The sequence below is a fragment of the Shewanella morhuae genome, from assembly GCF_900156405.1.
GTDB classification, from domain to species: Bacteria; Pseudomonadota; Gammaproteobacteria; order Enterobacterales; family Shewanellaceae; genus Shewanella; species Shewanella morhuae.
This window is the reverse complement of sequence record NZ_FTNN01000011.1, coordinates 26,297-39,054: the sequence shown is the minus strand read 5'-3', so window position 1 is coordinate 39,054 and position 12,758 is coordinate 26,297. Positions and strand designations below refer to the sequence as shown.

Here is a 12,758-nt window from a genome sequence, read left to right as displayed (position 1 = left end):
TGCTATGAGTTTGCGCCTAACAATATGGGTGAGTAACACCATTCATTTTTTACTCTAAATTCTACTAATTATCTTAACCATAGCTTTCATATTGATGCAAAGCGCTAGCTGATAGTGATTGTAACAACAGCGTATTGTCATAGAACAATGTTATTAAACTAGCGTCAGTCCGCTAAAACCATTTTCATTTTTTCACAAGAGGTAACCGTGGACCCACAATCACAACCTTCTGCTTATAACAGTAGATCTATACCAAATTTAGCTTTGCTTATTCCTATGCTTGCGGCAATTGTCGCTATCACCCCACTAGCCATCGACATGTACTTACCCGCAATGTCGACATTGGCGCTCAATTTTCAAACTGATGTCACCACGGTGCAACAATCCCTAAGTATTTATCTAGCAGGTTATGCCCTTGGCATGTTGTGTTTTGGCCCTTTAGCTGACCGTATTGGCCGTCGCCCTATGGTGATCATGGGGCTGAGTGGATTTATGTTAACCAGTTTGCTGATTGGTTTTGCTGGTCAGGTCGAAGTCTTTCTAGGACTGCGTTTTTTGCAAGCTTTTATCGGCGCAGCCGCAACTGTGGTAGTACCGGGATACATAAAGGAGGTTTATGGTGACAATACCGCTAAGGGTATGTCATATGTGAGTTTAATCATGATGTTGGCACCATTATTGGCCCCAAGCATTGGCAGTGTGATCCTCGAACTCGGTGATTGGCATTTAATCTTCTTTGTCCAATCAGCCTATGCCGTAACCTTACTGTTACTCGTACTGTTTGCACTGAAAATGCCCAGTGATAAAGATATGGATACTCGCAGCCAAAAGTCATTCTTTGGTGCCTACGCAACGGTATTAACTCGCCAAGGTGTTAAGTTAAATATTGCCAGCGGCGTATTAACCTCCTTTGCTTTTTTCTGTTATCTCACCGCATCACCCTTTGTTTATATGGAGGTTTTTTCCCTAGATAAATCCTATTTCGCCATCTTATTTAGCACTAACGTTGGTGCCTTGATGCTAGCAAATATCATCAATACTCGTATTGTGGGTCGTTATGGCTCGCTGCGTATGTTGCATGTATCGACTTTTTTTGGCGCCATTGCGGGAGTCGGTTTATTAACCGTCAACTTACTCGACTTGAGCTATCATTTTACCGTGATGATGCTTATTCCTTTGATGGGTTGCCTCGGGGTGATGTCAGTGAATGCCGATGCGATCGTGCTGATGAAGTTCAAACAGGAAACAGGCACAGCAACGGCGGTTATTGGGACTTTAAGATTTGGTTGTGGGGCTTTAGCTGGGCCATTATTAGCGATGTTTTATGATGGTACCGCTGTCCCCTTCGCCGCGCTCATGTTAACGGCTATTTTGTTAGTCGGGATTTGTCAGTTGAATCGCCCAAAGCATCAAATACCGCCAACCGTTTAATCATTATCTGCTAACGATAATTTATTCATTTGCGTATCGTATTGCATAGAAAAGTAATTTTCATATGCACACATGTAGCAAATTAATAACATTGGTTAAGAGGCTCCTTATTTAGCACTTCACACCGGAATGGCACTTTTATAGTGCCTTTTCATTGATAACACATATAACCAATTGAAAGTAAATAATAAAAATATTATTCACTTTACTTCACTTGTCTCGTCCTGCCCATTATCGAGCCATTCAAACATGAAATTGTTTCAAGTTAGTTAATTTTTGGATAAAAGACTTGAGTTGTGGCTATTTTTGAATAAGATGAAATTCTGTTCATTGCAACAGTTGCTACCCCGAAGGGGAATCACGGGTCTTCAACGAAGTCAGTGCAGCAATTTGTAGTCTGGATTACCGTTCAGGCTTAATTTTAGAGCGATTACCGTCGCTGTAACAAGATACTGTTTACCGTAACGGTACTATGCAATAGGAGTTTCACATGGAGATGTTATCCGGCGCCAGCATGATAGTGCGTTCTTTGATTGATGAAGGCGTACAACATATATTCGGTTATCCTGGCGGTTCAGTTTTAGATATCTATGATGCCCTGCACGTTATCCCCGGTATTGAGCATATTCTCGTCCGTCACGAACAAGCTGCGGTACACATGGCCGATGGCTATGCCCGCGCAACGGGAAAAGTCGGCGTGGTATTAGTCACCTCAGGCCCTGGCGCCACCAACGCAATTACTGGTATTGCTACCGCCTATATGGATTCAGTTCCACTGGTGGTGTTATCGGGCCAAGTCCCAAGTAATCTTATCGGCAATGATGCTTTTCAAGAATGCGATATGATTGGTATTTCACGCCCCGTGGTAAAACACAGTTTTTTAGTCACTGATCCAACTGAAATTCCTGAAATTATTAAAAAAGCCTTTTATATTGCTTCCACGGGGCGTCCTGGTCCTGTCGTTGTCGACCTACCCAAAGATTGTTTAAATCCGGCATTATTGCATGAGTACTGTTACCCCAAGAGCGTCAAAATGCGCTCGTATAATCCAACCACCGTTGGCCATAAAGGCCAAATTCGTCGTGGTCTACAAGCCCTATTAGCGGCTAAAAAACCGGTACTTTATGTTGGTGGTGGTGCAATTATCTCAGGCTGTGACAAGCAAATTTTGCAGTTGGCTGAGAGACTGAATATTCCCGTAGTTAGCACGTTAATGGGGCTTGGCGCCTTTCCAAGTACCCACAAAAACAGTTTAGGCATGCTAGGAATGCATGGTCGCTACGAAGCTAACATGGCGATGCATAACTGCGATTTAATTTTTGGTATCGGCGTACGTTTTGATGATAGAACCACCAATAATGTGGAAAAATATTGTCCGAATGCGACCATTTTGCACATCGATATTGACCCATCATCTATTTCTAAAACTATCCAGGTGGATATTCCAATTGTAGGCTCAGCCGACAGCATCTTAGACAGCATGCTAATGCTGTTAAATGAATCGAACGAACACAACGACAGCGAAGCGATTGCGACTTGGTGGACTGACATTGAGCAATGGCGTAGCCGAGATTGCCTGGCATACGACAAAAAAAGCGGACGCATTAAGCCACAACAAGTGATTGAAACCCTATACAAGCTGACCAATGGCGATGCCTATGTTGCCTCTGATGTTGGCCAGCATCAGATGTTTGCCGCTTTGTATTATCCGTTCGATAAGCCGCGTCGCTGGATAAACTCTGGTGGTTTAGGCACGATGGGATTTGGCCTACCCGCGGCAATGGGCGTAAAAATGGCGATGCCCGATGCCACCGTGGTATGTGTCACCGGCGATGGCTCAATCCAGATGAATATTCAAGAATTATCTACTGCGCTGCAATATGATACCCCGGTTAAAATTATCAACTTAAACAATCGCTTTCTTGGTATGGTTAAACAGTGGCAGGACATGATTTACTCAGGTCGTCACTCACATTCCTATATGGATTCAGTGCCAAACTTCGCCAAAATTGCCGAAGCATATGGCCACGTAGGCATGACGATCAGCGATCCAGCCGAACTTGAATCAAAAATGGCTGAAGCACTGGCAATGAAAGACAAATTAGTCTTTATCGACATCATGGTGGATGAAACTGAGCACGTATACCCTATGTTGATCCGCGGTGGTGCGATGAATGAAATGTGGCTAACTAAGACGGAGAAATGCTAATGCGTCGAATTATATCTGTATTATTAGAAAACCAATCCGGCGCCCTTTCACGTGTGGTCGGTTTGTTTTCACAGCGCGGCTACAACATTGAAAGTTTAACCGTAGCACCTACGGATGATATCACCCTATCGCGCCTTAACATCACCGTTGTTGCCGATGAGACGGTACTAGAACAAATCGAAAAGCAGCTACATAAGTTAATTGATGTCTTAAAGGTATCAAATATCACCGAGTCTGCTTATATTGAGCGCGAATTAGCGCTGGTTAAAGTCCGTGCACCAGGTGAATTAAGGGAAGAAGTCAAACGCATGGCGGACATCTTCCGTGGTCAGATTGTTGATGTGACAGCCAATTTATATACCATCCAAATGGTAGGTACCTCAGAAAAACTCGATGCCTTTATTCATGCATTAGCTGAAGTCACAAAATTAGTTGAGGTTTCTCGCTCCGGTGTGGTGGGTCTCGCTCGCGGCGAAAAAGCAATGAAAGCATAACTTTAAAACGTATTTTCTAAAACTATCTTTTTAACGTAAACACTAAAAAATCAAGGGGAGCATAATGCTCCCCTTGATTTTACACGGCTATTACAGCGTCAATTATGACTGACTATCTAATAAGCGCGATGAACTGATCTCAATCTTGCGTGGTTTTAATGCTTCAGGGATTTCACGTACAAGATCGATATTCAATAAACCATTTTCTAAACTTGCACCTAATACAGTCACATAATCAGCAAGTTGGAAGGTACGCTCAAAACCACGCTCAGCAATACCTTGGTACAAGTATTTACGTTCTGATTGGATTTCGGCTTTATTACCTTTGACTAATAATTTCTCCCCTTCACTACTAATCTCAAGTTCATCCATAGAGAATCCAGCTACGGCCATCGTTATCCTATAACGATTTTCACCTAATAATTCAATATTATATGGCGGATAACCTGTGTTGCCATTATTAGCGGCAGCATGCTCTGCCAATTGTGCTAAACGATCAAAACCAATGGCGCTGCGGTAAAGCGGAGTTAAATCATAGTTACGCATATTCATATCCTTGTCTTAAGCAATATGGAAGTTTGGCGGACCGTTTTCACAATGAAAACATATTAGGTCTCGCCGAGTTAAAGAGTCTGTCCTTGCGGCACAGACTTGATACTAAGATCCTCATAGAGCGATCCTGCAATAGATATAGGGACGGGAAACCACATTTCAAGCTATAAAATTAAAAATTTTCAATAAAAAAGGAGCCTAAAGGCTCCTTTTTTAATCTTAGTGTTAAATTAACGTGTGCGTGGGCACAGTTCTTCAGCACTAAAGAAGTAAGCAATTTCGCGTGCTGCAGATTCAACCGCATCAGAACCGTGAGCAGCGTTTTCGTCAATGCTTTCAGCAAAATCAGCACGGATAGTACCAGGTGCTGCTTGAGCTGGGTTAGTTGCACCTAAAATTTCACGGTGAGCTAAAACAGCATTTTCGCCTTCTAACACTTGGACCATGATTGGACCAGAAGTCATGAATGCAACAAGATCACCAAAGAAACCGCGCTCGCTATGCTCAGCATAGAAACCTTCAGCTTGTTCTTTTGTTAGGTGAAGCATTTTTGCTGCAACGATCTGTAGACCTGCAGTTTCAAAACGATTGTAGATAGCACCAATGTGGTTTTTTGCAACAGCATCTGGCTTAATTATAGAAAATGTGCGTTCGATCGCCATGAAGAGCTTCCTTTAGTGAGCAAGTTTAAAAAATTCGCGCGGATTATACGAAATTTAAACGCTAAATCCTATCTTTATAGCCAATTAGTCTGAGATTTTATGTTCATTTGCCTTATTGATAATCAGTTTACGCATACACATGACACTCACTAGGATTAAAAAACCTTAGCGAGGAATACAAACTCATTAAAAATAAGCTTATTTTCTATTCTTGGCCCACATACCCGCCCACACAACCAGAGCCACTAAGATGACTGCGGGAGCAAGATCTAGCAAGTGATGGAATAAACCTACACCGCCATGGCCTGGGTGAGCCCAAACCATGGAGGGAACAAGTGCGCATAACAATATCTGCAAAATTTTCATGTGGACATCCTTGAGTTTGCGACAGCGATAATAACGTAAATAATCTAAAATACTTAACCAAGTTATAACAAGGTACAAGATCCACTGACAGTGAACATGACAGTGATCAAATTATTACTATATATCGATTGCGGCTCCGCAAAATCGTGAGATGCATCACTTCAAATAATCTTCTAAAAGACACTTTGACTCATCTTAAAATATGCCCACCAATGAAGTTAGACTATGTTACTTCAATCCTATTGGCATAACTGAACAATAAAGCGATCCATCAGAACATGCATCAGTGTTGATATGACATAATCAATACTCAAGGGCAAAATATCACCCCTGCGCTTGAGTGACTTTTTTCACTTTAATTGCATTTTTTTCCACAAAATCAATGATAGCACCCGCCACATCTTTCGTGGTCGCGCCTTCTATGCCCTCAAGCCCTGGAGATGAGTTAACTTCCATAATCACAGGTCCGTGGTTTGAGCGCAGTAAATCAACACCTGCCACATTCAATCCCATGGTCTTAGCCGCACGGATAGCGACTGAGCGTTCTTCTGGGGTTAATTTAACTAAACTTGCCGTGCCACCACGATGCAAATTAGAGCGAAATTCACCGGGCATCGCTTGGCGTTTCATGGCGGCAATGACTTTATCACCAAGCACAAAGCAACGAATATCGGCACCATTGGCTTCTTTGATATATTCCTGCACCATGATGTTGGCTTTAAGGCCCATAAAGGCTTCAATAACACTCTCTGCCGCTTTACGCGTCTCGGCTAATACCACACCAATCCCTTGGGTGCCTTCGAGTAGCTTGATGACTAACGGCGCCCCACCCACCATATCAATTAAGTCTGGGATATCACTCGGCTTATTCGCAAAACCTGTGATGGGTAAACCAATGCCGCGACGTGACATCAGCTGCATAGATCGCAATTTGTCACGTGAGCGCGAGATCCCAACTGAATCATTTAGGGCATACACACCCATCATCTCAAACTGGCGCAATACTGCGGAGCCATAAAAGGTAATTGATGCGCCAATACGAGGAATAACCGCATCAAATGCAGGTAGCTCGCGCCCACCGATATGGATACTCGATTGCCGCATGTTGATATTCATATAACATTCTAAGGGATTAATTACATGTACTTCATGACCACGTAATTGAGCAGCTTCAACGAGTCGCTTTGTTGAATATAACTCAGGCCCTTGCGATAAGATCGCTATTCTCATTCAGGTCTCCGGCAACCATTAATTTTGAGCGCATAATACGCCTGCGCAGGGATAAATCAAACATCTATACCCATAGACAAGATTAGTTGCGCAAATGCTCAACGCCAAAAGTAAAAAACCAGTCGCTTGGACTGGTTTTCATCATACTACAACACAATTAATTGCCTTCGCTGACCATATTAACTGTGTATTTAGGAATTTCAATCACCATGTCACTATCAACTACTTTAGCCTGGCAAGATAGACGGCTTTCGGGCTCTAACCCCCATGCTTTATCAAGCATGTCATCTTCAAGTTCATCACTTGGCTCAAGATCGTTAAAACCTTCACGGACGATACAGTGGCAAGTAGTGCAAGCGCAGGACTTTTCACACGCATGCTCGATATTAATGCCGTTACGCAGCGCTACATCGAGAATTGTCTCACCAACGTTTGCCTCAAGTACTGCACCATCAGGGCACAATTCAGCATGGGGAAGAAAGACTAACTGGGGCATCGTATCACCTATATATTGTCGATCGATTGGCCTTTAAATGCCACTCGAATAGAATTGTCCATACGTCTGGCAGCAAAATCTTGGGTTTGCTCATCCAGTGTTTCAATTGCGTGTTTAATCGCATCGGCATCATCACCCGTGGCAACTTGTGCTACATGAGTCATGGTAGCCTCAATCAGCCCACGCTCATCGGCATTAAGCAAATCACCATCTTTGGCTAATGCAGCCTGTAAAGATTCGAGCACTCTGGCTGCTTCAACCTGCTGTTCAGCAAGCATACGACGGCCAATATCATCCTTGGCATACTTCATCGAATCTTTCAGCATTGTGGCGATTTCGGTGTCGGATAAGCCAAAAGACGGCTTAACTTGGATACTAGATTGCACGCCTGTAGATTTTTCCATCGCAGTAACGCTCAGTAAACCATCGGCATCCACTTGAAACGTGACCCGAATATGTGCAGCACCTGCAGCCAATGGCGGAATACCTTTTAGGGTAAAACGCGCTAGCGAGCGGCAATCATCAACGAGTTCACGTTCGCCCTGCACGACATGGAATGCCATCGCGGTTTGACCATCTTTAAAAGTGGTAAACTCCTGCGCGCGTGCAACCGGAATAGTGGTATTACGCGACACCACTTTTTCCACTAAACCGCCCATAGTCTCAATGCCTAACGACAGCGGGATCACATCGAGCAATAGCAAATCAGATTCAGGTTTATTACCAACTAAAATATCAGCTTGAATTGCTGCACCAATCGCCACAACACGATCGGGATCGATTGACGTTAGCGGCGGTTTACCAAAGAAAGCTTCAACTTGTTCACGCACTAATGGCACCCGCGTTGAACCGCCAACCATTACCGTTTCAAGCACTTCATCTGCGCTCACGCCCGCATCACGCAGCGTACGGCGACAGCAGGCGATGGTTTTTTTCACTAACGCCGCAATCAAAGCATCAAACTCAGCTTTAGTGACAGTTTGCGCCAGCACTTTGCCATCGGCGAGCGTCACTTTCGCTTCAGTTTGAGCCGCATCAGTTAAAGCTTCTTTCACTCGGCGCGACTCAATCAACAGTTGACGGCTTAATTGCGGATCTATGTTTTTAAGCTGCCAAACTTGTTGCATATGGGCTTGCAGTAAATGATCAAAATCATCGCCGCCAAGGGCTGAATCGCCGCCAGTGGCCAATACTTCAAACACACCACGATTTAAACGTAAAATCGAAATATCAAAAGTACCACCACCCAAGTCATAGATGGCAATCACACCCTCTTGCTTAGAGTCTAAACCGTAGGCAATGGCAGCAGCGGTTGGCTCATTTAATAGGCGTAACACTTTAACACCCAGTAAAGCTGCAGCATCTTTAGTGCCTTGGCGCTGGGCGTCATCAAAATAAGCCGGTACTGTGATCACCACGCCTTGCAGCTCGCCACCTAAGGTTTTTTCAGCACGGGCGATGAGTGGACGCAGAATTTCCGCAGACACTTGCACCGGATTAACTTGGCCTTGAGGGGTCACAAATAAAGGTAAGCCGTTTTCGCTAGCGGCAAATTCATAGGGGAGTGATTGTTCGCCTGCTTGAATATCCGCAAGGCTACGTCCCATAAAACGCTTAACCGAAACAATCGTATTTTGTGGATCTTGCGCCGAGCTCTGAGCCGCAAGGGCGCCAACTTCAACGGTATCTTGGGTATAACGCACGATAGAAGGTAATGAATGCTGTCCAAATTCGTCCGGCAGGGTTGCCGTCTCACCACTTCGAACCGCTGCCACTAAAGAATTAGTGGTACCTAAGTCGATGCCAACGGCAAGTCTATGTTGGTGCGGCGCGGCACTCTGTCCGGGCTCAGCTATCTGCAAAAGGGCCATATATATCCAACTTAGTAATGCCGACCCAAGCACGCTTGAGTCAGCAAGATAACGTAAACACGTAAAATTAATCTAACAGCGCGTCTTCAACTCTAGTTAATTCATCGTGTAATTTTGCCATAAATTTAAGTTTGCGAACTTGATCCGCCGCTAACAATGCATCTTCAGGCTGCTCGCTGCTTAACAATTGTGTCAATTGCTGAGTCAGTTGCGCGCGGTATTGTGCAAAAGATTGATATAGCTCATCGATGCTGGCTTGAGGATCGGCACTGTCGCGTATGTCTTCTAACGCTTCACGCCATTCCATCTGCTGCATTAAAAAAGCCGTATCTTTCACCGTGGTGGTTTCATGGCTTAATTCAATGCCGCGAAGGGACAACATGTGTTCGGCACGGCGAATAGGATCTTTTAAGGTTTGAAAACCATCATTGACTTGCGCAGTGCGTTGTACTGACAGCAATTTTTGCTGATCAGTATCATTAGCAAACTTATCGGGATGAACCGCCCGTTGCAGTTCGCGATAGCGTTCTGCAAGTAAGGCGGTATCAATATCGAAGGCAGGAGAGAATTTAAATAACTCGAAATAATTCATGCGTTAACTTTAGCAGTTAAACAGTGAAACTTTCACCGCAACCACACTCACCTTTTGCGTTAGGGTTGTTAAATTGAAAGCCTTCGTTCAGCCCTTCTTTAACAAAATCCAGCTCAATCCCTTGAAGATAAATCAGGCTCTTAGCATCAATAATGATTTTCACACCTTCGATATCAAAAACTTCATCGTCATCATTCAAAGAATCAACGAACTCAAGTACATATGCCATACCTGAACAGCCTGATGTTCTTAAGCCGAGACGCAGGCCTACGCCCTTGCCTCGGTTGACTAAGAAAGATCTGACACGATCGGCTGCCGCTGGGGTCATTGTAATCGCCATCTTAACTCCAGATGTTACTTAGCTTGTTTCGATTTATACTCGTCAATAGCTGCTTTAATGGCATCTTCCGCCAAAATTGAACAGTGGATTTTTACCGGTGGCAGTGCTAATTCTTCAGCGATATCAGTGTTCTTAATCGCCGCTGCTTGTTCGATAGTTTTGCCTTTTACCCATTCAGTCACCAGTGAGCTAGACGCAATGGCGCTACCACAACCGTAGGTTTTGAACTTAGCATCTTGAATAATGCCATCGGCACCGATTTTCAACTGCAATTTCATCACATCACCGCAAGCAGGTGCGCCTACCATACCGGTCACGACTGAAGGATCGTTTTTATCGAAAGAACCAACGTTACGTGGGTTCTCATAATGGTCCATCACTTTTTCACTGTAAGCCATGGTACTGCTCCAAAATTATCTATTGTAAAAGCCAGAATTAATGATGTGCCCACTGAACTTGGTTCAGATCGATTCCATCTTTAAACATTTCCCACAAAGGAGACATTTCTCTTAATTTATCAATAGATTGAGTAATAACTTCGATAGCGTGATCGATTTCTTCTTCCGTTGTGAAACGGCCAAGTGAGAAACGAATTGAGCTATGTGCCATTTCATCATTTAAACCAAGTGCACGTAATACGTAGCTAGGCTCTAAGCTGGCTGAAGTACAAGCCGAGCCCGATGAAACCGCTAAATCTTTCAGTGCCATCATTAACGACTCACCTTCAACATAATTGAAACTGACGTTGAGGCTACCGCAATGGCGTTGAGTCAAGTCACCGTTGATATAGGTTTCTTCAATGTGCTTGATGCCATTCCATAATTTGTCACGTAATAAGCCAATACGTGCGTTATCAGAGGCCATTTCTACTTTTGCAATAGCAGCCGCTTCACCTAAACCGACGATTTGATGCGTTGGTAATGTACCACTACGCATACCACGCTCATGACCACCACCGTGCATTTGCGCTTCTAAGCGAATGCGAGGTTTGCGGCGGACATATAGCGCACCAATTCCTTTAGGGCCATACATTTTGTGGCCAGAAATTGAGATCAAATCTACTTTAGTGGCTTGCACATCGATAGGCAGTTTACCTGCACTTTGCGCCGCATCCATATGGAAGATAATGCCTTTTGAACGACATAACTCACCGATGGCATCGATATCGTGGATCACGCCGATTTCATTGTTCACATGCATAATGCTGACAAGAATAGTGTCATCACGCATTGCCGCTTCTAAACGTTCCATTGGAATGATGCCGTTTGGTGCAGGTTCTAAGTAAGTGACTTCAAAACCTTCGCGTTCTAATTGACGGCAGGTATCGAGCACCGCTTTATGTTCAGTCTTGCTGGTAATGATGTGCTTGCCTTTCTTGTTATAGAAATGAGCAACACCTTTAATCGCTAAGTTGTTAGATTCAGTCGCGCCAGAAGTAAACACAATTTCACGGTGATCAGCGTTAATTAACTCGGCAACTTGGTTGCGAGCAATATCTACCGCTTCTTCAGCTTGCCAGCCGTAACGGTGCGAACGTGAGGCGGGATTACCAAAAATGCCGTCCATTGTCATACATTGGAACATCTTTTCCGCGACTCTTGGATCAACAGGCGTGGTGGCGGCATAATCTAAATAGATAGGAAGCTTCATAACACACTCCGTACTGAGCAGTCTCTGGTGGAGGCTACATACAACGTACAAAAATTATTTTTATATATAACAAATCGTCTTTACAAACTGACTCTTTGTTCCTTTTGTATACTGTCCTGCTTAAGAGAGATAAATTGTACATCTCGCTTCTGCATCAAGCCGGCAAGACTGATACCATCTAAAAAATCTGAAATTTGTTTGCTTAAATCGCCCCAAAGTGAATGGGTTAAGCAGCGAGTTCCACTTTGACAATTGCCAAGTCCTTGGCAACGAGTCGCATCGACAGACTCATCAACAGCATGGACAACCATACCAACTGAAATATTACTAGCTTCTAAGCCTAAGCGATAACCACCGCCGGGCCCTCGTACACTGGCGACTAAGCCATGTTTTCTAAGCTTAGCAAAGAGTTGTTCAAGATAAGAAAGCGAAATGCCTTGTCTTTCAGAGATATCCGCTAAGGGAACGGGTCCCGATGCTGAGTGGATTGCCACATCTAGCATAGCGGTTACTGCATAACGACCTTTTGATGTCAGTTTCATAACTACTATCATAGCTCCCGAAAAGGTATGCTTCATTTCAAACAAGTATGCATTATTTCAACATACCCGAGTAAATCAGTCAAGTATTAAACCTACTAAAACACTCAGGTATTAAGCTTGCATTAATACCCTTTCATCTTGGTGGGGTATTTAACCTTTTTCCGGCCTAAGATTCAATGCTGAAAAGGCAATTTCTCGACATCCAGCACGATATCAACAACAACAACAAAAAGCGTGCAGAATGCGATGCAAGCTCTTAAAACACTAATCGAAACTGAGTTGGCTGTTACTTTATCTTGATCGAATCTTAACTAAACTTAGAT

14 protein-coding genes are annotated in these 12,758 nt (G+C 43.8%); 3 read left to right on the top strand and 11 right to left on the bottom strand.

The window, feature by feature from the left end; translation table 11 throughout:
• The first annotated feature begins 207 nt into the window (after window positions 1-207).
• The 3 genes from BW947_RS13265 (at window position 208) to ilvN (ending at window position 4,134) form a co-directional block, all read left to right on the top strand.
• Window positions 208-1,431: a multidrug effflux MFS transporter gene (locus BW947_RS13265; RefSeq protein WP_076500328.1), complete on the top strand. Its 1,224-nt coding sequence runs from the start codon at window positions 208-210 to the stop codon at window positions 1,429-1,431.
• A 490-nt stretch (window positions 1,432-1,921) separates the two neighbouring features.
• Entirely contained in the window at window positions 1,922-3,640 is a 1,719-nt protein-coding gene (locus tag BW947_RS13255) for an acetolactate synthase 3 large subunit (protein WP_076500325.1), read from the top strand.
• Entirely contained in the window at window positions 3,640-4,134 is a 495-nt protein-coding gene (gene ilvN, locus BW947_RS13250; protein WP_076500323.1) for an acetolactate synthase small subunit, read from the top strand. Before BW947_RS13255 ends, ilvN begins: the two co-directional genes overlap by 1 nt.
• Before the next feature lie 102 nt (window positions 4,135-4,236).
• Here the strand turns inward: ilvN and BW947_RS13245 are convergent, their stop codons facing one another.
• From BW947_RS13245 to iscR, 11 genes are all read right to left on the bottom strand, one after another.
• On the bottom strand, window positions 4,237-4,680 hold the full coding sequence (locus BW947_RS13245) for an Hsp20 family protein (protein WP_076500321.1): 444 nt from the start codon (window positions 4,678-4,680) through the stop codon (window positions 4,237-4,239).
• 236 nt (window positions 4,681-4,916) lie between these two features.
• A complete protein-coding gene (gene ndk / locus BW947_RS13240) occupies window positions 4,917-5,348 on the bottom strand; it encodes a nucleoside-diphosphate kinase (RefSeq protein WP_076500319.1) in 432 nt (143 codons plus the stop codon).
• Between the two features lie 198 nt (window positions 5,349-5,546).
• A complete protein-coding gene (locus tag BW947_RS18805; protein ID WP_167368906.1) occupies window positions 5,547-5,714 on the bottom strand; it encodes a hypothetical protein in 168 nt (55 codons plus the stop codon).
• A 324-nt stretch (window positions 5,715-6,038) separates the two neighbouring features.
• Window positions 6,039-6,944: a 30S ribosomal protein S6--L-glutamate ligase gene (gene rimK / locus BW947_RS13235; RefSeq protein ID WP_006081851.1), complete on the bottom strand. Its 906-nt coding sequence runs from the start codon at window positions 6,942-6,944 to the stop codon at window positions 6,039-6,041.
• 157 nt (window positions 6,945-7,101) lie between these two features.
• Window positions 7,102-7,440 (bottom strand): ISC system 2Fe-2S type ferredoxin, encoded by a 339-nt coding sequence (fdx, locus tag BW947_RS13230; protein ID WP_076500317.1) that lies wholly within the window; start codon window positions 7,438-7,440, stop codon window positions 7,102-7,104.
• 8 nt (window positions 7,441-7,448) lie between these two features.
• Window positions 7,449-9,311, bottom strand: a complete 1,863-nt coding sequence (gene hscA, locus BW947_RS13225; protein WP_076500315.1) for a Fe-S protein assembly chaperone HscA — start codon at window positions 9,309-9,311, stop codon at window positions 7,449-7,451.
• A 67-nt stretch (window positions 9,312-9,378) separates the two neighbouring features.
• On the bottom strand, window positions 9,379-9,903 hold the full coding sequence (hscB, locus tag BW947_RS13220) for a co-chaperone HscB (protein WP_076500313.1): 525 nt from the start codon (window positions 9,901-9,903) through the stop codon (window positions 9,379-9,381).
• Window positions 9,904-9,919: 16 nt separating this feature from the next.
• Entirely contained in the window at window positions 9,920-10,243 is a 324-nt protein-coding gene (gene iscA, locus BW947_RS13215; protein WP_076500311.1) for an iron-sulfur cluster assembly protein IscA, read from the bottom strand.
• A gap of 14 nt (window positions 10,244-10,257) precedes the next feature.
• A complete protein-coding gene (iscU, locus tag BW947_RS13210; RefSeq protein ID WP_076500310.1) occupies window positions 10,258-10,641 on the bottom strand; it encodes a Fe-S cluster assembly scaffold IscU in 384 nt (127 codons plus the stop codon).
• A 37-nt stretch (window positions 10,642-10,678) separates the two neighbouring features.
• Window positions 10,679-11,893: an IscS subfamily cysteine desulfurase gene (locus BW947_RS13205; RefSeq protein WP_076500308.1), complete on the bottom strand. Its 1,215-nt coding sequence runs from the start codon at window positions 11,891-11,893 to the stop codon at window positions 10,679-10,681.
• 80 nt (window positions 11,894-11,973) lie between these two features.
• Window positions 11,974-12,435 carry a Fe-S cluster assembly transcriptional regulator IscR gene (gene iscR / locus BW947_RS13200; RefSeq protein WP_076500307.1) on the bottom strand — a complete coding sequence of 154 codons (462 nt, stop codon included), beginning with the start codon at window positions 12,433-12,435 and terminating at the stop codon, window positions 11,974-11,976.
• Between the last annotated feature and the right edge of the window lie 323 nt (window positions 12,436-12,758).

Excerpts from the sequence above, each read along its gene's own strand:
- BW947_RS13255 (WP_076500325.1), top strand. The coding sequence starts at position 1,922 with ATGGAGATGTTATCCGGCGCCAGCATGATAGTGCGTTCTTTGATTGAT.
- hscB (WP_076500313.1), bottom strand. The coding sequence starts at position 9,903 with ATGAATTATTTCGAGTTATTTAAATTCTCTCCTGCCTTCGATATTGAT.
- hscA (WP_076500315.1), bottom strand. The coding sequence starts at position 9,311 with ATGGCCCTTTTGCAGATAGCTGAGCCCGGACAGAGTGCCGCGCCGCAC.
- fdx (WP_076500317.1), bottom strand. The coding sequence starts at position 7,440 with ATGCCCCAGTTAGTCTTTCTTCCCCATGCTGAATTGTGCCCTGATGGT.
- iscA (WP_076500311.1), bottom strand. The coding sequence starts at position 10,243 with ATGGCGATTACAATGACCCCAGCGGCAGCCGATCGTGTCAGATCTTTC.
- ilvN (WP_076500323.1), top strand. The coding sequence starts at position 3,640 with ATGCGTCGAATTATATCTGTATTATTAGAAAACCAATCCGGCGCCCTT.
- BW947_RS13245 (WP_076500321.1), bottom strand. The coding sequence starts at position 4,680 with ATGCGTAACTATGATTTAACTCCGCTTTACCGCAGCGCCATTGGTTTT.
- rimK (WP_006081851.1), bottom strand. The coding sequence starts at position 6,944 with ATGAGAATAGCGATCTTATCGCAAGGGCCTGAGTTATATTCAACAAAG.
- iscR (WP_076500307.1), bottom strand. The coding sequence starts at position 12,435 with ATGAAACTGACATCAAAAGGTCGTTATGCAGTAACCGCTATGCTAGAT.
- ndk (WP_076500319.1), bottom strand. The coding sequence starts at position 5,348 with ATGGCGATCGAACGCACATTTTCTATAATTAAGCCAGATGCTGTTGCA.
- iscU (WP_076500310.1), bottom strand. The coding sequence starts at position 10,641 with ATGGCTTACAGTGAAAAAGTGATGGACCATTATGAGAACCCACGTAAC.
- BW947_RS18805 (WP_167368906.1), bottom strand. The coding sequence starts at position 5,714 with ATGAAAATTTTGCAGATATTGTTATGCGCACTTGTTCCCTCCATGGTT.
- BW947_RS13205 (WP_076500308.1), bottom strand. The coding sequence starts at position 11,893 with ATGAAGCTTCCTATCTATTTAGATTATGCCGCCACCACGCCTGTTGAT.